Raw genomic sequence first — 23405 nt, forward strand, 5'->3', positions numbered from 1 at the left:
CTTAAACCGGCATCTGCATGATGTCTTGATAGGCCTGAACCAGCTTGTTACGCACTTGGGTCAGGGCCTGGAAGGAGACGCTGGCCTTTTGCGAGGCGACCATCACATCGGTGAGGTCCACGCCGCTTTTGCCGATTTCGAACGCAGTGGCCAACTGGCTGGAAGCTTGCTGGGTGTCACTGACTTTGTTGATGGCCTGGCCGAGCATGTCGGCGAAGCTGCTTTGGCCCAATTCCGGCGCTGGCGCGACGGATTTCGGTTGAGCCATGGCATCCATCTGCATGGCGCGCATGTCCAACATCAACCGATTGAACTCAATACCCTGGCTCATGACCTTCTCTCTCCAACCTGCAATTTTTTGACACTACGCAGCGATTACTAGGGGAGGTAGCAACAAGGGTGCCAGATCCGCATCAACTCGTAAGAAAAGGCGACAAACCTTGTCGACCTTCTTACCGGTTACGTGGCGAATAGATACGCTTCCACATCCATTCCGGCGTCACGCATCTGCGCCAGCTTGTAGCGCAGGGTGCGCGGGCTGATGCCCAGGCGCTCCGCGGCCTCTTTGCGTCGGCCGCGCTCGGCGCGCAGGGTGTCGATGATCATCTGGAATTCGCGGCGACGCAGGTCGTCGCCCAGGGCACCGGCAGACTCAGCCTCTGCAACCACCGGCGCAGGCGCCAACGAGGGCAATGGCGCCGCACCACTGCCCATGGCCAGGCAGAAATCCTGGGGCTGGATCAAGCCGCCTTGCTGCAGGATCAGGGCGCGCTGGATGGCGTTATCTAATTCCCGCACGTTGCCGGGCCATGGATAACTCACCAGGCAGGCCTGGGCTTGCGCCGACAGCCGCGCCTGGGCGTGCTTCATTTTTTTGACGTGGTTGTTCAGCAGGCGCTCGGCCAGCGGAATGATATCTGCCGGGCGTTCACGCAGCGGGCGCCAGGCCAGGGGGAACACCGAAAGCCGATAGAACAGGTCTTCCCGGAAGCGCCCCGCCGCCACTTCGCCGGCGAGGTCCCGGTTGGTGGTGGCGACCACACGGATGTCCAACTGGATCGGCTTGCGCGCGCCAACCCGCTCCACTTCCCGCTCTTGCAGCACCCGCAGCAACTTGGCTTGCAGGCCCAGGGGCATTTCCGAGATTTCATCCAGCAAAATGGTGCCGCCATCGGCCTGTTCGAACTTGCCCGCCTGGGCCGCGATGGCACCGGTGAACGAACCTTTCTCATGACCGAACAGGGTGGCCTCAAGCATGTTGTCGGGGATCGCCGCGCAGTTGATGGCGATAAACGGTTGCTGGGCGCGGGTCGACTGCTGGTGGATATAACGCGCCAGCACCTCTTTACCGGTGCCGGACTCGCCGGAGATCAGCACGGTGGAATCACTGCGCGCCACACGGGCCGCCAACTCAAGCAATTGTGCACTGGCCGGCTCGAAGGCGATCGGGCCCTCGCCTTCGTTGGCCGGGATCACCCCCAGGGCGTGGCGCGCCACCAGTTCGATCAGGGCTTTAGGCTCGAAGGGCTTGACCAGGTAATCCGCGGCGCCCTGGCGCATCGCGTCCACGGCACGCTCCACCGCACCATGGGCGGTCATCAGCAGCACCGGCAGTTGCGGCTGACGCGCACGCAGCAGGCTGAGCAACTGGTGGCCGTCCATGCCGGGCATGTTCACGTCGCTGACCACCAGGCTGAAGGCTTCCTGCTCCACCGCGTCCAAGGCGTCCTCGGCAGAACCGACCGCCCGATAGTCATGGCCCGCCAACAACAGCGTGTCAGCCAATGCTTCACGCAGGGCGCGATCGTCTTCCACCAACAAAACCTTGATAGCCATATCCTTACTCCGCGCTTGCCGCGCATGAAAACAGCGGCAAGGTCATCAATGCACAGGTGCCACGCCCAACGCGGGAATGCAGCTGCAATTCTCCCTGATGGGCACGCGCCACCGCCTTGACCACGGTCAGGCCCAGGCCGGTACCGTTGGTCTTGGTGGTGAAAAAGGGTTCACCCAGGCGCTTGAGCACCACCGGGTCGATACCGCTGCCGCTGTCGCTGATGCACAGGCGCAGGGTTTGCTCGCGGTTGTACAGGTGCACCTTGAGCCGCGCGCCGGGGCCGCTGGCCTGGGTGGCGTTTTCGATCAGGTTGAGCAGCGAGCCCACCAGGGTGTCGCGGTTGCAGAGCAGCTCGCCGAGGTGACTGTCGCACTGCCAACGCACGTGCACGTCCTGGATATGGGCAGCGGCCGCCGCTTGCAGGGCCTGCATCAGCTGGGCCGGCGTCACGCGGTCGGTCAGCGGCAATTCGCCGCGGGCAAACACCAGCATGTCGCGGACCTGGTGCTCCAACTCATGCAGACGCTCCTTCAGGCGCCCGGCAAAGCGCTGGTGCGTGGCGGCGGGCAATTGCTCATCAGTCAAATGACTGGCGTAGATCAACGCGGCCGACAACGGCGTACGGATCTGATGCGCCAACGAAGCGACCATCCGCCCCAACGAGGACAAACGCTCATGGCGCGCCAACTGGTCTTGCAGATGACGGGTTTCAGTCAGGTCGTTAAGCAGCACCAACTGGCCCGGCTCCGCATCCAGGGAACGGGTGGCGATGGACAGGCGGCGCCCGTCCTTCAGGGAGATTTCGTGGCCATCGTCCTCACGCGGCGCAAAGCAGCGGGTGATGACATGGCGCCACAGCTCGCCTTCCAGCGGCAGGCCGAGCATGTCGCAGGCCGCCGGGTTGGCTTCACGCACGCGGCCTTCTTCATCGATGACGATCACGCCACCGGGCAACAGCGACAACAGGTTTTGCAAACGGTTGGCCAGGCGCTCTTTTTCGGCCAACTCTTCCATGCGCTGGGCGCTGACTACCGCCAGTTCGCCTTTCAGCTCGGAGACCCGGGCTTCCAGCAGGCTGTAGGAGTCGGTCAGCTGGCTCGACATCTGGCTGAACTGCGAGAACGCCTGCTCAAGACCCTGGCGGGTCGGCGGCTCGACAGGCGGAACCAGCCCCTGGATGGCAGGGGCCGAAGATAGTTGGGCGGCGTGGGGCATGATGCTCTCTCGCTTGGCTGACCGTCAGTTAAACGGAACGTTGCGAGGGCTGTAGCAATAGTTGTGCCGAAAAAAAACCGCTGAAATATCAGCGGCTTGGAAAACAGGCGTCAATCATCTGCCTGTTCATCACCTTCTTTGCGGCTCATTCCGTACTTGCGCATCTTCTCCACCAGGGTGGTTCGACGGATGCGCAGGCGCTCGGCGGCACGGGCGACGATGCCGTTGGCGTCGTCCAGGGCCTGCTGGATCAGCCCCTGCTCGAGGTTACCGAGGTAGTCTTTCAAGTCCAGGCCTTCGGGCGGCAGCATGGCGGTGGAGCCGAAGTCCGGGGTGTGGCCGTTGATGGCAACCCGTTCTTCCATGTCGCTGCGCAGGCTGTCGACCAGTTGCTCGTCTTCGTCGTCGACGTAGCGGAACTTCTTCGGCAACTCGACCACGCCGATCACACCGTAGGGATGCATGATCGCCATGCGCTCCACCAGGTTGGCCAGTTCACGGACGTTGCCCGGCCAGCCGTGGCGGCACAGGGACATGATCGCGGCCGAGTTGAAGCGGATCGAACCGCGCTTTTCGTGCTCCATGCGCGAGATCAGTTCGTTCATCAGCAACGGGATGTCCTCCACGCGCTCACGCAGCGGGGCCATCTCGATCGGGAATACGTTGAGGCGGTAGTACAGGTCTTCGCGGAAGCTGCCGACCTCGATCATGCTTTCGAGGTTCTTGTGGGTCGCGGCGATGATGCGCACGTCGACGCTCTGGGTCTTGTTGCTGCCCACGCGCTCGAAGGTGCGCTCCTGCAAGACGCGCAGCAGCTTGACCTGCATCGGCAGCGGCATGTCGCCGATTTCGTCGAGGAACAGGGTGCCGCCGTTGGCCAGCTCGAAACGCCCGGCACGGCTGGTGATCGCCCCGGTAAAGGCGCCCTTCTCGTGACCGAATAGTTCGCTTTCAAGCAGCTCTGCCGGGATCGCTCCGCAGTTGACCGGCACAAAAGGCCCGTCGCGGCGCTTGGAGTGATAGTGCAGGTTGCGCGCGACCACTTCCTTGCCGGTGCCCGACTCGCCGAGGATCAGCACGCTGGCGTCGGTATCGGCCACCTGCTGCATCATCTGGCGCACGTGCTGGATGGCGCGGCTGGTGCCGACGAGGCTGCGGAACAGGTTGGGCTCGCGGTGGCGACCGCGCTCGCGGGCCTGGTCGTACATCTCGCGATAGACCTGGGCACGGTGCAGGGAATCGAGCAATTTGCTGTAGCTGGGCGGCATTTCCAGGGTGGAAAGCACACGACGGCGCTGGTCTTCGGGCAGGTCGACAGAAGAAATATCGCCTATTAGCAACACCGGAAGGAACTCATCCCAGGTTGACAGTGTCTTTAACAAGCCCAAAACAGCGCCAGGAGCGTTTACCGTCCCGATCAGCACACAAATGACTTCACGGCTCGATGACAATGAGCTGACTACCTGCTGCCAGTCATGGCTGCCGCAGGGCAGATTTTCTTCGCCAAGAAAATTCAAAATCACCGCTAAATCGCGGCGGCGGACGCTATCGTCATCGATCAGCAGAATTTTGGTTTCACGCCACATGCAATAGCAACTTCCCTAGTAAAACGCTCTGCCCAGTGTAAGGGCAATCGAGACGGCCGTAAGACTTCTTACTTTATAGACGTCTGAAATCTGAAAACAGCACTAGTTAAGTCAAAAAAGCTGGCACGGTCAAATTTATGACGCGCCGTTCGGATTAACTGCGTCTGTTCAGCCGAACAAATGGTAAACCTTTGACGCGTTCTTCGCTTGGTTGATCTGCGACATCTCTTCAAAAATCGCCTGGCGCTCGCCCGTCGTCACCTCAAGCAACTGCTGGTATACCGCCAACAGGCTCTCAAGCTTTTCACGCAACGCATCCTCATCCACCGGCGCTTCGCTGAGCACCTCGTCGATCACGTTGCGACAGCCCATGTCCAGCTCGCCAATGGCGTCCCAGTTACGGTCTGCCAGCGCGCCGATCAGCGCTTCACGGGTTTCATCAATGCGTTGCAGTGCTTGGCTCATGACGTATTCCTCAAGGCCCTCAGGCCCTTCTTTGCTGCGCCTTACTCGGTTGCAGCCTGTGGCGCGGCGATGGCATCCCAGCCTTCTTTCACGGTAATCAGCAAACGGGCGACTTCGTCGATCATGTCGGCATCGTTATGCAGGTTCGCTTCCATCAGGCGGTTAGTCATGTACGCATACAGACTTTCCAACTGCTGGACGTAAGCCGGGTTGTCACTCTTTTCAGCATTCAGGCCGTCGCGCAGGCCGATCACGATATCGATGGCCTTGCCCAGCATCAGGCCCTTCTGGGCGATGTCGCCACGAGCCAGCGCACCCTTGGCCTGGGCCATGCGGTCCAGGCCGCCCTCCATCAGCATCTGCACCAGGCGATGCGGGCTGGCTTCAGAGATCTGGGCATGGGAATTGACCTTCTGGTATTGGCGAAGGGCTCTCATGGGATTCATGTTTCTACCTCGTGACAGGCGACAGCGAAAAGGATTCTAGTAACCAATATGTCGACGGGTTTGCAAAAAGCTTTAGCCCCCGTCGTCCCGCGATAAAAAAGGCCAGGCAGATTGCCTGGCCTTTTTTTGTTCGGCAGGGGATCAAGTATTGGTCTTTGGATTGTTCAAGGCATTGAGCGTGGTCATCACGCTGGTGCTTTGCTGGCGCAACTGGGCGACCAGGGTGTCCATGGCGTTGTACTTGGCCGACAGGCTGCTGGTGAGCAGGGTCATGCGCTCGTCCAGCGTCGACTGCTGCTTGGTCAGGTCCTTGAGCGTGTCGGACAAGGACGTCGAGCGGGTCGCCAGAATGCCGGTAGTGGATTTGGCAAAGTCATCCGTGGCGCTTTTCATCCGTGCCAGCATGCCGTCCTTACCGCTGAACATGCTGTTGATGTCGGCGCCGTTGGTTTTAACCGCCGCGTCCCACTTCTTGTCATCGATCGCCAGCAGACCCGTACTCGAACTGGTGGTCACGCCGAACTGCGCCAGGGACTTGAACGCACCGGTGCCCGACAGCGCGTTGAACTCATTGCGGATAGCGCTCTGCAACGAACGCATGGTCGAGTCGCCGGTCAACGCTGCCGCTGTAGTGCTGCCGTCCAGGTTCGTGGTGACCTTGGTTTCGGCGTTCATGGCAGTGATCAGGGCGTTGTAGGTATCAATGAAACCCTTGACCCCGGACTTGAGTGCGGTGTTGTTGGTGCTGACGGTGATGAGCGTTACGTTTTTATCGACGGTGGAATTGGTCTTGTAAGTCGACGCAGCTACCAGCTTGATATCCACCCCGCTAAGAGCGCCTGTGATGGTGTTGGACTTGGACACAGACGCAACCCCATCGATGCTGTAGAGCGCATCCTTGGGCGGATCGACGACCGTGGCACCCACATCGAGGCCCGAAGTGCCAGAGAGTGTAAGGTCCGAGCCGGTCCCCATGGTGGTAGAGGTCAGGATCAATCGCGAACCGTTGGAGTCGGTTTGAATGTTGGCGCTCAGCCCCGAAGTACCAAACTGGGTATTGATCGAGTCACGCACCTGCTGCAGGGTCGCACCCGCGGGAACATTGAGGTCGTATGACTTGCCCGATTGACTGATGGTCAGCGTCGTCGGCTTGTCCGTCGCGTTGACTACCGTCGAGGTGCCACCGCTGAAGTTCTTGCTCGACAGCTTGGACGCTTGGGCCAACTGATCGACGACCAGCCGGAAGCTGCCGTTCGAGGCCGTGTTGCTGGCCGTCATGGTCGCGGTCTTTTCATCCGAGGACGAACCGGTCAAGCCAGTGAAACTGCTGTCCTTGGCCATGGTGTCCAAGGCACTGCGAAACGCATCCAGCGCGGCCTGAACCTTGCCGATCGAAGACAGCGTGGTGGTCGCCTTCGCAGACGCGGTATTGATCTGCGTTTGCTTGGGCACCTTTTCGGCGTTGACCAAGGATGTCACGATCGCTTGCGTATCGATGTTCGAACCGATACCACTTACCGTTGAACCCGCCATCATCTATCTCCTGTTCGGTGGCTGCCGTTATCTTGACTTATTACGCCTCAAGACCAGACAGCAACAAGTTTCATGCCAGCTCAGGCCTTGTCTTCAAACAACAAGTTGCTTGCGCTGCTGAGGTTCTGTGCCAGCTTCAAGGCTGTTTCCGACGGAATCTGGCGAATCACTTCACCATTGTCGGTATTGATGACCTTGACCACCACGCGGTGGGTGGAGTCATCAATGGAAAAGTCCAGGCTACGCTGGGTAGCCTGAACGAAATCACGAATATCGGTTACTGCTTTTTCCAGGTCGGCGCGTGCGGGCTCTTGGCTGGTCGCGGGCGTTGCCTGGACATTCTTGACACCGTTGTCAGTCACTACCTTGGCAGGTGCGCTTTGAGGTGCAACCGGCGGATAAGACTGGTTCAGCTTTACACTCATGTCCATGTCCAATCTCCTCTAAACCGAAAAAACGGAAGGGCACGTAGACGCGCCCTTCCGTTAGTTACCAAGCGCTGGGATTACTGAAGCAGCTTCAGTACAGCGGATGGCAGCTGGTTAGCCTGCGACAGGATCGCGGTAGAAGCCGACTGCAGGGTTTGTTGCTTGGTCAGTTCGGCGGTTTCGGAAGCGAAGTCGACGTCCTGAACGGTGGAACGTGCAGCGGTGGAGTTCTTCTGAATGTTCTGCAGGTTGTCTGCAGTGGTAGTCAGACGGTTCTGGGTAGCACCCAGGCCCGAACGAACGCCGTCGATGGTGCCGATGGCCTTGTCGATAACAGCCAGGGCGTTTTGAGCGTTGGTAGCGTCGGTCACGTCGGTTTGGGCGATGGAGGTTTTGGTCGACGAAACGGTAGCAGCCGAGAACAAGTCCGAAACACCGGTACCGGCGTCGCTCAAGGAGTAGCCTTTAGCCGAGTCGAGGGAGACTTGACCGGTAACAACGATTGCAGCAGCACCCAGAGCAGCCGGGGTAGCGAATGCGCCAGCGCCATCTTTCGCGCCAACCAGGATGTTCGTCTGAGCGTTGGCATCAGCGCCAGCGAACGACAGGTTTTCACCGGAATCCGACTTAACCGACAGGCTCTTGTTAACTTCGTCGTAGTTGACACTGATACCCAGCTTGGCAGCGTTGGACTTCAGTTGGTCAGCCAGGCCAGCCAGATCGGTAACGCCTACGAAGCTCACAGCGCCGCTGTTACCAACAGCCAGAGTGAAGTTCGACGGGGTTGCGGCACCCACTTCCAGCTTGACTTCGGTGCTGGCGGTAGCGGTCAGGCCACCGATCGAACCGTTCAGGCCGGAAGCAATGTCTTTAGCCGACGCGCCTGCTGCATAAGTAACGGCTTTGCTTTGGCCGTTGCCGGTTACTGTGATGCTGCCGCCAGCCAGGCCAGTTGCGCTAGGCACGATGGCCTTGGTTTTGATCTGCTGCGAACCAATGTTGTTGGCTGCAACGTTTTCCAGGCTCAGGTTGATGGTTTCGTTAGCGTTGGCGCCAACCTGAATGGCCTTGGTACCGTACGAACCGTCCAGCAGCTTCTGGCCACCGAAAGTGGTGGTGTTGGAGATACGGGTCAGTTCCGAAGTCAGAGCCTGGTATTCGTCGTTGTTCGACTTACGGTCGTCAGGGCTGAGGGAACCAGTCGCGGAAGACAGAGCCAGGGTACGCATTTTTTGCAGGATGTCGGTCGAAGCCTGCATCGCGCCTTCAGCGGTCTGAGCGATGGAGATACCGTCGTTCACGTTTTTTACAGCTTGGCCCAGGCCGTTGATTTGGCTGGTCAGGCGGTTAGCGATCTGCAGGCCGGCTGCGTCGTCTTTAGCGCTGTTGATACGCAGGCCGGAAGACAGGCGCTGCATGGAGGTGGCCAGGGCGCCGCCGGCTTTGTTCAGGTTGCCCTGAGTAGTGATCGAAGCAATGTTGGTGTTTACTGTTAAAGCCATGACGAAATCCTCGTTGGATGGATACTGCGGCTTCCGGCCCTGGCAACCGCCGGGTGTGGCCTGAGAACCTACGTAATAGTTATCGTCGTGGTAGCCGGTTGCTTGAGGATTTTTTTTGATTTTTTTAATGGCGCCGTGCCACCCCTTGTAATTCAAGGGCTTACGCCGGCTAAAAACCCATATTTCATTGGGTTTTCTGGCGCCAAATAAAAAACGCCGATGCTCTTTCGAGCATCGGCGTTTGCTTTTACGCAGAAAGCAGTCTATCGAAGCGTCACGGACGATAGAGAATCGCCGATCCCCACGACAGGCCCACGCCAAAACCGCTGATTGCCACGCGCTTCCAGGTGGCGTCCATCACATGCTTTTCCAGCAGCAACGGAATGCTCGACGACACGGTGTTGCCGGTCTCGACCATGTCCTTGATGAACTTCTCCACCGGCGCGTCTTCGAAACGCCGGGCCACGGCGTCGACAATCGCCGCACTGCCCTGATGAATGCAGAACGCATCGATGTCATCGGCCGCAAGGTCCGACTCGTCGAGCAGCTCGTGCAAATGCGCGGGCACCTTGAGCAAGGCGAAGTTGAACACCTGGCGACCGTTCATGAAGAACACGCCATCGCTGACCTTGAGATGCGGTGCGCCGGAACCGTCCGTGCCGAACTTGGACTTGCCCAGCAACCACGGCGCGTCTTCGCCCATCCAGGTGGCGGTGGCGGCATCGCCGAACAGCATGGTGGTGTTGCGGTCTTCCGGGTCGACGATCTTCGAATACGGGTCGGCGGTGACCAACAGGCCGTTTTTCAGGCCGGTGGCTTCCATGAAGCCCTTCATCGCGTAGATGCCGTAGACGTAGCCGGAGCAGCCCAGGGAAATATCAAACGCCGCCACGTGGGTGGGCAGGCCGAGTTTGTCCTGGACGATCGCGGCCGTATGGGGCAAACCCTCTTCATCGCCGTTCTGGGTGACGACGATCAGCGCATCGATGGACTCGCGCTTCAAATCCGGATTGTTGGCAAACAAAGCGTTGACCGCCTCGACACACAGATCGGAGGTTTCCTGCGCGGCTTCCTTGCGCGGCAGGAACGCCGAACCGATCTTGCCGATGATGAATTCTTCATCCTTGGCGAACTTGGCACCCTGGGCGTAGTTATCGATCCCGTCTGCCGGCACGTAACTGGCGATGCTTTTTATGCCAATCATTGTGGCTTCCCAATACTAAATAGCTGGAGAACACCCCAGACGTGGCCTGGAGTGCTGACAATAAAGGGGATAACCCCATAAAAATCTCGCTGAAAGCCGCCCCGCAAGGACCCTGTGACGACTTATCCTTTTCACACGATACAGTGAAGATGCGCTTTATGACTCACAGGTCACTCAATTGTGTGTGCTTTGTGCAAAACCTTCAAACAATTAAGTCCCAGAAACGGCAACGGCCCGCCCTGTTTCCAGAGCGGGCCGCTTGACTTGACGCCACTTACATCTTGTTGAACAAGCTCAACTGCGAGACTTTCACGAAAGCCAGCTGCGAGGCCTCCAGCATGGTTTGCTGCAGGGTCAGGTTGATCGCTGCCTCGCCCATGTCAATGTTGGCCAGGTCACTCATCGTGGTCTTGTTGGCCAGGCCGACACTGGTGTTTTCACTGGACTGCACCGTGAGTGCATTCTGTCGCGCACCGATGGAGCCACGCACGTTGTCCACCTGGTCGGCCGAGTTGGTCAGGTTACTGACCGCGGCGTTCAGGGCGTCCTGAAGCTTGACCCGCGCACCGGGAATACCATCCGCCGGCTGTTCCAGGGCCTGGCGCAGCTCGCTCAGGGTGTCGAGGGCATTCTGGGTTTTCTGGGTGGTGTTGCCGACCGAAAACTGATCGCCGGTGTTCGGCGTACCGCTCAACTCGAAGGTGACACCCGCGGCGGTGATCGTGTCCTTGGCTGGCGGCGTACCGCTGACGATCACGCCATTATCGACAATCGGCTTGCTGTCGGGGGTATACGGCTGGGCATACACCTTATAAGCAGTCGGGTCGACATCGTCGAACTTGATCAGTACGCCGCTGTTGGGAAACGTACTGGAGTAGTCGGCTGCACTGCTGACGCGGGCATTGGTCAGTTGCGCCGCCGAAGTGTTGCTTGCGGTGCGAGAGACATTGAACGCGTCCGGCTTGGCGGCCAGGGTGAACTCACGCCCTGCAACCAACGCATCGGCATCCGGCCCGGTGGCCACGCCGGTGAGGTCTGCGGTGATATCGAATTTGACCCCGCGTACATTGATACTGGCGCTGCCTTCCTTGGTGGAGTCGAACGTACCATTACCTGGAAGCTGCGAAGTAATGTCGTTGTTGTCCTTGTCGGTCACAACGTACTGCGTGCTACTGGTAAAGGTCACCTTATAGGGCTGGCCGTCGGCAAACTGCTTGGTGTAATCGATGCCCGACGTTACCAGGCCTGCCGAGATCGCGACCTTGTGGTCATCCACCGTTGCAGGCGTCGTGTAGGTGGCTTGGGTGCGGCTGGTGTTGACCGCGCCTTCCAGGATGGTCTTGCCCGTATCGCTGGTGCGCACCTTCAGCGTCTCGGAAACCTGCAGGCTCAGCTCGTTTTCGTCGCCTTGATAGCTATAAGTACCATCATTGTTGCGCGAATACGGTGGCGTGTCGGTCTTGGAACCGGAGAACAGATAGTTGCCCGCCGCATCCTTGCTGTTAAGCAAACCCAACAGCTGATTTTCAAGCGCGCCCACCTCGACCGCAATGGACTTGCGGTCAGCATCGCTGGTCACGCCACCCGCACGCAGCGCCAACTGGCTGCCGGCCTGGATCGTGGTATTGATCGCCTCCAGCACGCTTTCTTCGTTCGTCAGCGTATTTTGAATGCTGGTGATGTTGCCGCTGTACTGGGCCAGCATGTCTTTTTGCTGTTGCAGCATCAGCAAGCGCTGGGCGGCAACCGGATCATCCGAAGCGGTCTGTACACGAACGCCGGAGCTCGCCTGTTCCTGGGCCTTCACAACGCTGGAATAGTTGTTCTGATACTTGACGGCACTGGTGTCGTAATACTGCTGTGTAGAAATGCGCATCGTCCCAGACTCCCTTAAAGACTATTGATCAGCGTGCTGAAGGTTTCTTGCGCAGCCTTGATGATCTGCGACGACGCCGTGTAGTACTGCTGGAACTTGATCATGTCGCCCGCCTCTTCATCCAGGTTCACCTGGGATACGGAGTTGCGCGCGTTCTTGTTGGCGGCCAGCAGCGCACCGGTAGCGGTGTTGTCAGTGCCGGCCGAAGCGGCCTTGGCGCCCACGGTGGAGACCAGCTTGCTGTTGGCGCCCACCAGGCTGGTACCGCCGCTGCCATCGGCCGCCAGGCCCACGGTTGCCTTGGTCTGCAGGTCGAGCAGTGCCTGGGCGTTGCGATTGTCGGACTTGCCGGTGGCATTGAACGAGAACGAGGTGCCGTCGCCGTTGGCCGGCGAACCGCCCACCGTGGTGTCGAAACTGAAGTTCTTGGCTGGCGACACCAAGGCACCGCTGGCATCACGCATCGGCACGCTGATGCTGATCTTATTGGCCTGTCCCGGAATGATGGTGCCGGAACCGATGGGATCACCCTGGGCGTTACTCAGCGTATAAGGCTGGGTGCCATCGGCCGCCGGTTTACCGAAAACCATCTTCACCGGCATCGAGTATTCGATGCCGGTACGCAGTTGTGCCGTATCGGCACCACCCTGTATGTCCAGGGGCACGGTGAGCGTCGGCGGCGTGAAGGTGCCGGTGCCCTGGTTGGTCTTGCTGGCCTCGCCCTGCAACGGCGCGGCAAAGGCAATCTTGCTGGGGTCGCTGAGGACCGTGCCGATTTCCTTGGCGCCGTTGGCGGTGGGGCTGACCTTGAAGCTGTCACCGGCCTGCACCGTACCGCTCTTGACCGCCAGGGTGAAGCCATCGATGACCGGAGGCGGCGTGGCACTGAGGTCATAGGTGCCCATGGCCTTGCCGTCGGAACGCAGTACCGTGACCTTGTTGAGGTCGGTGCCGTCGTTGAAGATGACCTTGTAATCGAAGTTGGTCAGCTGAGTGCTGTCCTTGATCGTCACGCCCAGGGCACCGTCGCCCAGGTTGCCTTGGGCAGCCAGGCTACGCAGGGCAACCGAGGCTGCGTTGTTGATGTCGGTGAACATCGAGGCGCCGAACTCGCCATTGAGGTCCAGGCCCTGGCCCAACTGGCTGTTGACCGTATCGGCGGTGGCAATCGCGATGCGCCCCAGATCATTGATCGCAGGAATCAACGCGTCGCTGCGATAGCGCAACAGGCCGCCGATGCTACCGCCGCTGATTACGTTGCCCAGGTCCATCGTCGTACCGCCGGCCGCATTGAGCTGGATCGTGTACTGGCTGGTGTCGCTCTTGCTCGGTACGGCGGAAATGGTATTGGACTTATCACCCAGCACCAGGGACTGGCCGCTACCGGTGCTGACACTGAACACGCCGTTCTTCTCAGTGGCGGTCACGCCGATCAGCTCATTGAGCGAACGCACGGCTTCGGCGCGCGAGTCCAGCAGGTTGGCCGGGGTGGTGTTCGACGAACCCTGCACCTGGGCGATCTGCTTGTTGAGAGAGGCAATCGACGAAGTCAGTTGGTTGACCTGATCGCTCATCGAGGACAACTGGCTGTTAATGGTCTCTTTCTGCTGGCTCAACTGGCTGGAAATGGAGTTGAACCGGTTGCTCAGCGTCTGGGCGTTCGTGAGCAGGATCTGGCGGGCCGAGGTATCGTTGGGGTTCGCCGAGGCGGTCTGCACAGCAGCGAAGAATGAACTGAGTACGGCGGACATGCCGGTGGTCTTGTCCGACAGGGTCTTGTCGACGGCACTGACCTGATCAAGGTAAGCCTTGGCATCGCTGTTGAGCGAGGTGCTGTTCTGGTAGGCGGTGTCCAGGTATTCGTTGTACACCCGGCGCACGTCGGCCAGGGTGGTGCCGCTGCCGATGAACACGCCGCCATACTGGTTCGACGCATTTGCGCTCTGGGTGGTCTGCTGACGCGAATAACCCGCGGTATTGGCGTTGGCGATGTTGTTACTCAAGACCGACAACGATCCTTGAGCGGCGTTAAGCCCCGACATCCCGATATTGAGCAAACTCATGGTTCAGACCTTATAAATGAGTGGTCGCGCCCGCGGCAGCGTAATTCTGGTAACTGTTCATGGTTTTTGCGATCTGCGAAATCTTGCTGGCGTAGGCCGGGTCCGTGGCGTACCCGGCTTTTTGCAACTCGCGTACAAACTGTTCCGGGTTGTCGGCCGATTTCACAACATCTTTATAGCGATCATTGCTTTGCAGCAATGTCACGAGGTCATGGAAGCTGTCCTGGTAAGAATCGTAGGACCGGAACTGCGCCGTTTCCTTGACCATCGCCCCATCACGAAACTCGCTGGTGATTGCACGGGCCTGGCCGCCCTGCCAGCTCTGGCCGGCCTTGATGCCGAACAGGTTGTGGCTGCTGCTGCCATCCTCGGCGCGCATCACCGACTTGCCCCAACCGGTTTCCAGGGCGGCCTGGGCCACCAGGTACTTCGGATCGACACCGATACGCGCGGCCGCCGCCTTGGCCATCGGCAACATGGTCGCGACAAACTCATCCTGGGAGCTGAACGCCTTCTTCACCGGTGCCAATGGCGGCTGGGCCACGGCGCGGCCGTAGACCTGCATGCGCCCGCTCGGCACGGCAAACGTGCGCGCCGTGCTGTTGACCACATTGTCGGCGGCCGCGCTGTTACGCAACGGCGCCGCCTGGGCAACGGTGGTGGTGTCGGTGCTCGGCACGATACCGGCGAGCAGGCGATCGGTGAGCTTGCTCGGCAAGGCGATACGGCGCTGGTTCATCAGTGCGATGTCATTGCTATGGGCCGCTGCAGCGCCCGCCTGGGGCTCCGCCACGCGATAGGCCCACAGTGGACGCTGGCCATTGGAACGCCCCAGCGGGCCCTCGGCCTGGGTACCGGCGGCAATTTGCGTCGGCACATCGACTTTCTTGACCGCCTCGGCCGCCGCCGGGCCCTGCAAGGTGGCCGCCTGGGCGTCCACCGGCTTGTTCTTCTGCATCTGGCGCATCAGCACATCGGCCAGGCCGATACCGCCGCCTTCGCGGGACATCGACACCGCCAGTTGCTGGTCGTACATTTCCTGGTACTGCTTGGCGGCCGGGGTGTTCATCGGGTTGTCCTTGCCCAGGGCCTCGGTGGCCGAGCGCATGGACTTGAGCATCTCGCTCAAGAACAGCGACTCGAACTCCTGCGCCACCTTGCGCATGTTGCCTTCGCTGTTCTTGTCGCCGACCTTCAGTTGGTTCAGGCGATTCAAGTCGGAATACGAACCCGAATCCGCCGTGCTGGTCAGGCCGCTGTTACGCATGTCCATGGCCATGGCCTTAAATCACGATCAGGTCGGCTTGCAACGCACCGGCCTGCTTCAACGCTTCGAGGATCGCCATCAAGTCGCCTGGCGCTGCGCCCACCTGGTTCACCGCACGCACAATCTCATCCAGCGTCGTGCCGGGGCCGAACTTGAACATCGGCTTGGCTTCTTGCTGGGCATTCACTCGCGAGCGTGGCACCACCGCCGTCTGGCCATTGGACAACGGCCCAGGCTGGCTGACGATCGGGTCTTCGGTGATGGTCACGGTCAGGCTGCCGTGGGTCACCGCCGCCGGCGAGACCTTGACGTTCTGGCCGATCACGATGGTACCGGTGCGCGAATTGATGATGACCTTGGCCACCGCCTGGCCCGGATCGACTTCGAGGTTTTCCAGGATCGACAGGTAGTCCACACGCTGGCTGGGGTCCAGCGGCGCGGTGACGCGGATCGAGCCGCCGTCGATGGCCTGGGCCACGCCAGGGCCGAGCATGTCGTTGATCTTGTCGACTACACGCTTGGCGGTGGTGAAGTCCGAACGGTTGAGGTTCAAGGTCAGGCTGTTGCCCTGGTTGAAACCGCTCGGCACCGTGCGTTCAACCGTGGCGCCACCCGGGATACGCCCGGCCGACGGCACGTTGACAGTGATCTTCGAACCGTCGCGACCTTCAGCGTCAAACCCGCCCACCACCAGGTTGCCCTGGGCGATGGCGTAGACGTTGCCGTCGATACCTTTCAGCGGCGTCATCAGCAGGGTGCCGCCACGCAGGCTTTTGGAGTTACCGATGGACGACACAGTGATGTCGACCACCTGGCCCGGCTTGGAAAACGCCGGCAAGTCGGCACTGATCGACACCGCCGCGACGTTCTTCAACTGCACGTTGCCCGAACCCGCCGGCACCTTGATGCCGAACTGCGAGAGCATGTTGTTGAAGGTTTGCAGGGTGAACGGGGTCTGGGTGGTCTGGTCACCCGTTCCGTTGAGCCCCACCACCAGGCCGTAGCCGATCAACTGGTTGGAACGCACGCCGGAGATGCTGGCGATGTCTTTCAGGCGTTCGGCCTGGGCGACTGCGCTCAGGCTCAGCAACAGTGCGGCCGCCATCAGCTGTTTGAATTTCAAAGTAGTCACCTAGAAAGGGAACAGCGGGCTGAGGAAGAAACGGTCGAGCCAACCGGGCTGACTCGCATCAGCAAAAGCACCGGTACCGGAATAGGTAATGCGTGCATCGGCAATCCGCGTGGAAGGCACGGTGTTGTCCGTGGAAATATCATCGGCGCGGACCATACCGGCTATGCGCACCAATTCGTCACCAGTGTTGAGGGTCATCCACTTCTCGCCGCGCACGGCAATGATGCCGTTGGGCAATACGTCAGCGACCGTCACGGTGATCGAGCCGGTCAGGCTGTTGCCCTGCCCCGCCGCACTCTTGCCGTCGGTAGCGCGGCTGCCGCTGTAGCCGGCGTTCAAGGTCAGGTCACCGTCGCTCAACGGGTTATTGACGTTGGGCACGGCGCCAAACAGAGAACTCAAACCAAGGCTGGCGGTGCTGTTCTTGCCCACCTGGGAGTTGGCATTCTTGCTGGCCTGGGTGCGTTCGTTCAGGGTGATGGTGATGATGTCACCGACCCGGAACGCCTTGCGGTCGCTGTACAGGTTCTGTTCGAAACCGGCCTGGTAGATCGAGCCATTGTTGGCAGCCGCCGGCAACGGCGTGCGCGGCAACACCGGCGCGTAGTACGGGTCATTGGGTTTTGGCGTCGGGGCGACACAGCCCGCGAGCACGGTAATCCCACTCAATGCCAAGACAGAAACAAAGCGATTCATGACCCTTACCTCACGGTGTTGCAGGCGCCCTAAGGAGCGCCCCTAGACTTGATTACAGATTCTGCGTTACGAACGAAAGCATCTGGTCGGCGGTGGAGATCACCTTGGAGTTCATCTCGTAGGCGCGTTGAGTGGTGATCATGTTGACCATCTCTTCAACGGTGCTGACGTTGGAGGTTTCCAGGGTGCTTTGCAGCGTGGTGCCGAAACCGTTCAGGCCAGGGGTGCCGATTTGCGGCGCGCCGCTGGAAGCGGTTTCCAGGAACAGGTTGTTACCCATCGCCTGCAGGCCGGCCGGGTTGATGAAGTCGGCGGTTTGCAGGTTGCCGATCACTTGCGACGCCGGGTTACCGGCCACGGTGATCGACACGGTGCCGTCGTTGCCGACGGTGAAGGTCTGGGCGTTGTTCGGCACGACGATAGCCGGTTCCAGGGCGAAACCGTTGGCCGTCACGATCTGGCCATTGGAGTCCAGGTGGAAGGTACCGTCACGGGTGTAGGAAGTGGTCCCATCCGGCTGCAGGATCTGGAAGAACCCTTTACCGTTGATGGCCATGTCCAGCGGCTGCCCGGTCTGCTGCAGGTTACCGGCGTTGAAGTTCTTCTGGGTGCCGACGATCTTCACACCGGTACCCAGTTGCAGGCCCGACGGCAATTCGCTGTCCTGGGTCGACTGGGCGCCTGGCTGGCGTTTGATCTGGTAGAGCAAGTCCTGGAACTCGGCGCGGTCACGTTTGAAACCCGTGGTCGACACGTTGGCCAAGTTGTTGGAAATGGTGGTCAGGTTGGTGTCCTGGGCGGACAGACCTGTTTTGGCAACCCATAGAGCCGGAAGCATGCTGTTCTCCTTCGTGCGCCTGTTTGTTGGCGCTGCGCTGCAAAAATTAGTAGTCGGTCAATAACGCGGCTATCAGCTCATCGCCATTACGCGGGTCATGGCCTGGTCGTCTTCCTTGGCGCTGTTCATCATCTTGATGTGCAACTCGAACTGCTTGGAAAGCGCCAGGACAGCGGTCATTTCTTCAACCGCGTTGACGTTGCTCGCCTGCAGGAAACCCGAGGTCAGCGTGACGTTCGCATCGGCGACGGCCGGCTGGCCATCCTTGGTATGGATGGTGCCATCCAGGCCTTTATTCATATTCTTGAGGTCGGGCTGGACCAGCTTGATGCGGTCCACTTCAGCCATCACCCGCGGGCCTTCGCCCATGGCGCGGATGCTGATGGTGCCGTCGGCGCCCACTTCGACTTTCTGCTGCGGCGGTACGGCGATCGGGCCACCGTTGCCCATGATCGGCATGCCGTTGCCGGCGCGCAGTACACCCAGCGCATCGACGTTCATGCTGGCACTGCGCACGTAGGCTTCACCGCCATCGGGGGTTTGCACCGCCATCCAGCCATTGCCGTTCACCGCCACATCCAGGTCGCGACCGGTCTCGATCATGGCGCCAGGGCTGAAGTCGGTCGCGGGACGTTCGGTCATGGCAAACGCACGCGCCGGAAAGCTGTCACCGAACACCGGCATCGAACGCGCCTGTTCCAGGTCACGTTGAAAACCGTTGGTGGAAATGTTCGCCAAGTTGTTGGCATGGGCCTTCTGCGCCAGTGCATTCTGGCTGGCGCCGGTCATTGCCACATAAAGGTACTTGTCCACGCTCTTTCCTCTTTCTGACGCAGGCTTGCCGCCCACCGCTGTACTGATGAGGCTTAAGCAATTTGCGAACCAACTTTTAAAAACAGGGGAAAGTCCAGGCGGGACTGGGGTTTGCGGGCAAGCAGCAGGATTTGAAGGACTGGAGATAGTCGAAAAAACGGCGGACTTATGCCGCTTACGGCAAGTACCCGTCTTACGGGTGACAGAGAACCAATGCGGGAGGGGCAGTTGGTTATTTGTCCGCCTTGAGGATTTCGTAATCACGCAACTTATTGGCGATGGTGGTGTGTGACACCCCCAGGCGTTTCCCCAACTGCCGGCTGCTGGGATGCTCGGCATACAGGCTCTCCAGCACCGCCTTCTCGAAGCGTCCGACGATCGCCTCCAAACCGCCCTCCAGGGAAAAGTCGCCAAGGGGTTGGCGCACGCCGTAGTCCGGCAGGCGGATGTGTTCGACCTTGACCGTCCCGCCGTCACACAGCGATACCGCCTGGAACAGCACGTTTTCCAGCTGCCGCACATTCCCCGGCCAGTGGTAGTGGCTGAGCTTGTCCATGGCGGCAGGCGCCAGCCTGGGCAGCGGGCAGCCAATCTGCCGGCTGGCCTGGTCGAGAAAGTGCTCGACCAGGGGAGCAAGGCCGTCGAGGCATTCGCGCAGGGGCGGGATATGCAAGGACAGCACGTTGAGGCGGTGATAGAGGTCCTGGCGGAATTCGCCACGGGCGCAGAGTTCGGACAGGTCCACCTGGGTGGCGCAGATCACCCGCACATCCAGGTACACCTCTTCGTCGCTGCCCACGCGCCGAAAGCAGCCGTCCTGCAGGAAGCGCAGCAATTTCACCTGCAAGCGCGCGCTCATTTCGCCGACGCCATCGAGAAACAACGTACCGCCGGCCGTCAGCTCCAGCAGCCCGAGCTTGCCTTCGGCCCGCGCGCCTTCAAAAGCGCCGGGGCCGTAGCCGAACAATTCGGTCTCGGCCATCGACTCGGGCAGCCCGGCGCAGTTCAGCGCCATCAACGGCGATTGCCCGCGCGGGCTGGCCAGGTGGCAAGCGCGTGCCAACAACTCTTTGCCGGTGCCGGTTTCGCCTTCTATTAATAGAGGCGCATCCAACGGCGCCATGCGCCGGGCTTCACGCACCACGGCGGCCATGACCTTGGAGCTTTGGAAAATACTGTCGAAACCGCGCAGCTCCTGTTTGCGCACATTGTAGATACGCTCACCCACACGGTCGGCACGGTGCAGGGTCAACACGGCACCGGCCATGGCTTCGCTGTCGTCATGTTCGGAGGATTGCAGCGGTGCGATATCCGCCAGGAACACGTCACCCTTGACCTTGACCCGCAGGCCATTGATCCGCGATTTACTCGCGCGCACCAGTTCCGGCAAGTCGAAATCCTCGGCGTAGCGCGACAGCGGAATGCCCGGCACCTCGTCCACCCGTACCCCGAGCAACTGCGCGGCCGCACGGTTGGCGGCAACGATGGAGCCGCCCATGTCGATGGACAGCACCGGAAACTCAAGCGCACCGAGCAGCGCATTGAGCTCCATATGTCGACGCTCACTGGGCATCAGCCCTACCCGTTTAACGCCAAACACCCCGGCAATCGCCTCGAACTGCGGGCGCAGCGCCTGGAATTGCATGTTCACCAGGTTTGGGCAGAACAGGTAAATGGCGTTGCCATGCTCGCCACCCACCTCACCCTTGGCGACGTTGACGCCGTACTCCACCAACAGGTTGAGGATGTCCCGCAGGATGCCGATGCGGTTCTGGCAGTGCACTTTGATACGCATGAAAAGGCTCGAAAAGTGGGTAGGCGCCGCGTCTTTTTTTCGCTGGGCGCAGATAGTCGTCAAGATTATGTGACAGCTTGGGGGCTTTTCCCAGCCCAATACCGTATTGAGCCAAGCAAGCGTAACGAATACTTTACGAAAATCGGTAAATTTTCCTACATGAGCGCTTTTGAAGCCGATGGAATCTTGCCCCGCACGGCGTATCAATAGGCTCATTCCAGGACATAACAAGAACGAATGCCTAGCAGGAGAGCCGTATGAAGCAGACGCACTACGTGGCCCGCGAGCCCGATGCGCAAGGTTTTATCCACTACCCGCCGGAAGAACACGCGGTGTGGAACACCCTGATCACCCGCCAGTTGAAAGTGATCGAGGGCCGCGCGTGCCAAGAGTACCTGGACGGCATCGACAAGCTCGGCCTGCCCTTGGATCGCATCCCGCAACTGGGTGAAATCAACCAGGTGCTGGCCGCGACCACCGGCTGGCAAGTCGCTCGCGTGCCGGCGCTGATCCCCTTCCAGACCTTCTTCGAATTACTCGCCAACAAGCAGTTTCCGGTGGCGACCTTTATTCGTACCCGCGAAGAACTGGATTACCTGCAAGAGCCGGATATTTTCCACGAGATCTTTGGCCACTGCCCGCTGCTGACCAACCCGTGGTTTGCCGAGTTCACCCACACCTACGGCAAGCTCGGCCTGGCGGCCAGCAAGGAGCAACGGGTATACCTGGCGCGCCTGTACTGGATGACCATCGAGTTCGGCCTGGTGGATACCCCCGACGGCCGGCGTATCTACGGTGGCGGGATTTTGTCGTCGCCCAAGGAAAGCGTGTACTGCCTGTCCGACCAGCCTGAACATCAAGCCTTCGACCCGCTGGAAGCGATGCGCACCCCGTATCGCATCGACATCCTGCAACCGCTGTATTTCGTATTGCCCAACCTCAAGCGCCTGTTCGAAGTGGCGCAGGAAGACATCATGGGCATGGTCGAGCACGGTATGCAGTTGGGCTTGCACGCGCCGAAGTTCCCACCCAAGCCCAAAGCCGCGTGAGCCTCAGCTTTTAAGGCCAGGTGAGTCTGTTCCCTGGCCCCGCGTTGCTTTAGGGTGACGCCACTGACGACCGTTTTTAAACACTCGAATTCAGGACACCACCACATGACCACCTTGAACCAAGCCCACTGCGAAGCCTGCCGCGCCGATGCCCCGCAAGTCAGCGATGAAGAACTGCCGGTGCTGCTCAAGCAGATCCCCGACTGGAACATCGAAGTGCGCGACGGCGTGATGCAGCTGGAAAAGGTTTTCCTGTTCAAGAACTTCAAGTTCGCCCTGGCCTTTACCAACGCCATGGGTGAAATCTCCGAAGCCGAAGGCCATCACCCAGGCCTGCTCACCGAGTGGGGCAAGGTCACCGTGACCTGGTGGAGCCACTCCATCAAGGGCCTGCACCGCAACGACTTCATCATGGCCGCGCGCACCGACGAAGTGGCCAAGGACGCCGAGGGCCGCAAGTAATGCATTTCGATGCCATAGGCCGCGTGCCCGGCGACCCGATCCTCGGCTTGATGGACCTGTATGCCCAGGACGCCAACCCGCACAAGTTCGACCTCGGCGTGGGCGTTTATAAGGACGACCAGGGCCTGACGCCGATTCCCGCTTCGGTGAAGCGCGCCGAACAGCGCCTGGTCGACACCCAGGCCACCAAGACCTATATCGGCGGCCACGGTGATGCAGCCTTCGGCACACTGATCAGCGAACTGGTGCTGGGCGCCGACTCCGCCCTACTGCGCGAACACCGTGCCGGCGCGACCCAGACCCCAGGCGGCACCGGCGCCCTGCGCCTGAGCGCCGACTTTATCGCCCACAACCTGCCCGGCCGTGGCGTGTGGTTGAGCGACCCGACCTGGCCGATCCACGAAACCATCTTTGCCAAGGCCGGGCTCAGGGTCAGCCATTACCCCTACGTGGGCGCGGATAACCGCCTGGATGTGGCGGCGATGCTGGCAACCCTCTCCACCGTGCCCAAGGGCGACGTGGTCTTGCTGCACGCCTGCTGCCATAACCCGACCGGCTTCGACCTGTCCCAGGATGACTGGCGCCAGGTACTGCACATCGTGCGTGAGCGCCAGTTGCTGCCACTGATCGACTTCGCCTACCAGGGCTTTGGCGACGGCCTGGAGCAGGACGCCTGGGCGGTGCGCTTGTTTGCGGCTGAACTGCCGGAAGTACTGGTCACCAGCTCCTGCTCGAAGAACTTCGGCCTGTACCGCGACCGTGTCGGCGCGTTGATCGTGTGCGCGGCGGATGCCGAGAAGCTGAAGGATGTACGCAGCCAACTGGCGAATACCGCGCGCAACCTGTGGTCGACGCCGCCGGACCATGGTGCGGCGGTGGTCGCGACCATCCTGGGGGATGCCGAGCTGAAAAAGCAGTGGAGCGAGGAAGTCGAAGCCATGCGTGCGCGAATCGCGCAGTTGCGTTCCGGACTGGTGGAGGCGTTGGCGCCCCATGGTCTATCGGAACGGTTTGCGCACATCGGGGCGCAACGCGGGATGTTTTCCTACACCGGCTTGAGTGCCGAGCAGGTCAAGCAACTGCGCGAGAAGCACAGCGTGTATATGGTCAGTTCGGGGCGGGCCAACGTGGCGGGTATTGATGCGACACGCCTGACACTTCTGGCCGAAGCCATCGCCGACGTCTCCCACTGAAGAAA

Annotated in this window: 21 protein-coding genes; 3 read left to right on the plus strand and 18 right to left on the minus strand. The window is 60.4% G+C overall.

Annotated features, from left to right (window positions below; translation table 11 throughout):
- Nucleotide 1: 1 nt before the first annotated feature.
- The 18 genes from fliE to BFP99_RS05545 form a co-directional block, all read right to left on the minus strand.
- On the minus strand, nt 2-331 hold the full coding sequence (gene fliE / locus BFP99_RS05460) for a flagellar hook-basal body complex protein FliE (protein ID WP_005790083.1): 330 nt from the start codon (nt 329-331) through the stop codon (nt 2-4).
- Between the two features lie 128 nt (nt 332-459).
- Nucleotides 460-1836, minus strand: coding sequence for a sigma-54-dependent transcriptional regulator (locus BFP99_RS05465; RefSeq protein ID WP_065946828.1), 1377 nt, complete (start codon nt 1834-1836; stop codon nt 460-462).
- Nucleotides 1837-1840: 4 nt separating this feature from the next.
- Nucleotides 1841-3052 (minus strand): sensor histidine kinase, encoded by a 1212-nt coding sequence (locus BFP99_RS05470; protein ID WP_065924955.1) that lies wholly within the window; start codon nt 3050-3052, stop codon nt 1841-1843.
- A gap of 110 nt (nt 3053-3162) precedes the next feature.
- The gene (locus tag BFP99_RS05475) at nt 3163-4638 is read right to left on the minus strand and encodes a sigma-54 dependent transcriptional regulator (RefSeq protein WP_027603847.1); all 1476 of its coding nucleotides are present in this window, start codon (nt 4636-4638) and stop codon (nt 3163-3165) included.
- A gap of 168 nt (nt 4639-4806) precedes the next feature.
- Nucleotides 4807-5103: a flagellar protein FliT gene (gene fliT, locus BFP99_RS05480; protein ID WP_027603846.1), complete on the minus strand. Its 297-nt coding sequence runs from the start codon at nt 5101-5103 to the stop codon at nt 4807-4809.
- A 41-nt stretch (nt 5104-5144) separates the two neighbouring features.
- Entirely contained in the window at nt 5145-5549 is a 405-nt protein-coding gene (gene fliS / locus BFP99_RS05485) for a flagellar export chaperone FliS (RefSeq protein ID WP_065924954.1), read from the minus strand.
- Nucleotides 5550-5690: 141 nt separating this feature from the next.
- Complete coding sequence (gene fliD, locus BFP99_RS05490; RefSeq protein WP_065924953.1) at nt 5691-7082, minus strand: flagellar filament capping protein FliD; 1392 nt, start codon at nt 7080-7082, stop codon at nt 5691-5693.
- A gap of 80 nt (nt 7083-7162) precedes the next feature.
- Nucleotides 7163-7513 (minus strand): flagellar protein FlaG, encoded by a 351-nt coding sequence (locus BFP99_RS05495; RefSeq protein WP_065946829.1) that lies wholly within the window; start codon nt 7511-7513, stop codon nt 7163-7165.
- Between the two features lie 74 nt (nt 7514-7587).
- Entirely contained in the window at nt 7588-9012 is a 1425-nt protein-coding gene (locus BFP99_RS05500; RefSeq protein WP_065924974.1) for a flagellin N-terminal helical domain-containing protein, read from the minus strand.
- 274 nt (nt 9013-9286) lie between these two features.
- Nucleotides 9287-10216: a ketoacyl-ACP synthase III gene (locus BFP99_RS05505; RefSeq protein WP_065924951.1), complete on the minus strand. Its 930-nt coding sequence runs from the start codon at nt 10214-10216 to the stop codon at nt 9287-9289.
- 274 nt (nt 10217-10490) lie between these two features.
- On the minus strand, nt 10491-12092 hold the full coding sequence (locus BFP99_RS05510; protein ID WP_065924950.1) for a flagellar hook-associated protein 3: 1602 nt from the start codon (nt 12090-12092) through the stop codon (nt 10491-10493).
- Between the two features lie 14 nt (nt 12093-12106).
- On the minus strand, nt 12107-14155 hold the full coding sequence (gene flgK / locus BFP99_RS05515) for a flagellar hook-associated protein FlgK (RefSeq protein WP_065946830.1): 2049 nt from the start codon (nt 14153-14155) through the stop codon (nt 12107-12109).
- A gap of 10 nt (nt 14156-14165) precedes the next feature.
- Nucleotides 14166-15434, minus strand: coding sequence for a flagellar assembly peptidoglycan hydrolase FlgJ (flgJ, locus tag BFP99_RS05520; RefSeq protein ID WP_065924948.1), 1269 nt, complete (start codon nt 15432-15434; stop codon nt 14166-14168).
- Nucleotides 15435-15438: 4 nt separating this feature from the next.
- Complete coding sequence (locus BFP99_RS05525) at nt 15439-16527, minus strand: flagellar basal body P-ring protein FlgI (RefSeq protein ID WP_033901075.1); 1089 nt, start codon at nt 16525-16527, stop codon at nt 15439-15441.
- Between the two features lie 27 nt (nt 16528-16554).
- Complete coding sequence (gene flgH / locus BFP99_RS05530; RefSeq protein ID WP_065946831.1) at nt 16555-17250, minus strand: flagellar basal body L-ring protein FlgH; 696 nt, start codon at nt 17248-17250, stop codon at nt 16555-16557.
- A gap of 52 nt (nt 17251-17302) precedes the next feature.
- Nucleotides 17303-18088 (minus strand): flagellar basal-body rod protein FlgG, encoded by a 786-nt coding sequence (gene flgG, locus BFP99_RS05535; RefSeq protein WP_027603835.1) that lies wholly within the window; start codon nt 18086-18088, stop codon nt 17303-17305.
- Between the two features lie 72 nt (nt 18089-18160).
- A complete protein-coding gene (locus BFP99_RS05540; protein ID WP_065924946.1) occupies nt 18161-18901 on the minus strand; it encodes a flagellar basal body rod protein FlgF in 741 nt (246 codons plus the stop codon).
- Between the two features lie 232 nt (nt 18902-19133).
- Nucleotides 19134-20696, minus strand: a complete 1563-nt coding sequence (locus BFP99_RS05545) for a sigma-54-dependent transcriptional regulator (RefSeq protein ID WP_065946832.1) — start codon at nt 20694-20696, stop codon at nt 19134-19136.
- Between the two features lie 257 nt (nt 20697-20953).
- On the opposite strand from BFP99_RS05545, the gene phhA reads away from it, so the two are divergent.
- The 3 genes from phhA to BFP99_RS05560 all read left to right on the plus strand — a co-directional run bounded on the left by phhA (nt 20954) and on the right by BFP99_RS05560 (nt 23400).
- Nucleotides 20954-21745, plus strand: a complete 792-nt coding sequence (phhA, locus tag BFP99_RS05550; RefSeq protein WP_065924944.1) for a phenylalanine 4-monooxygenase — start codon at nt 20954-20956, stop codon at nt 21743-21745.
- 105 nt (nt 21746-21850) lie between these two features.
- Nucleotides 21851-22207, plus strand: coding sequence for a 4a-hydroxytetrahydrobiopterin dehydratase (locus tag BFP99_RS05555; RefSeq protein ID WP_010208721.1), 357 nt, complete (start codon nt 21851-21853; stop codon nt 22205-22207).
- Entirely contained in the window at nt 22207-23400 is a 1194-nt protein-coding gene (locus BFP99_RS05560; protein ID WP_065946833.1) for an amino acid aminotransferase, read from the plus strand. Before BFP99_RS05555 ends, BFP99_RS05560 begins: the two co-directional genes overlap by 1 nt.
- Nucleotides 23401-23405: the final 5 nt, after the last annotated feature.

Source organism: Pseudomonas sp. 1 R 17 (assembly GCF_900067035.1).
Taxonomy (GTDB): Bacteria; Pseudomonadota; Gammaproteobacteria; order Pseudomonadales; family Pseudomonadaceae; genus Aquipseudomonas; species Aquipseudomonas marginalis.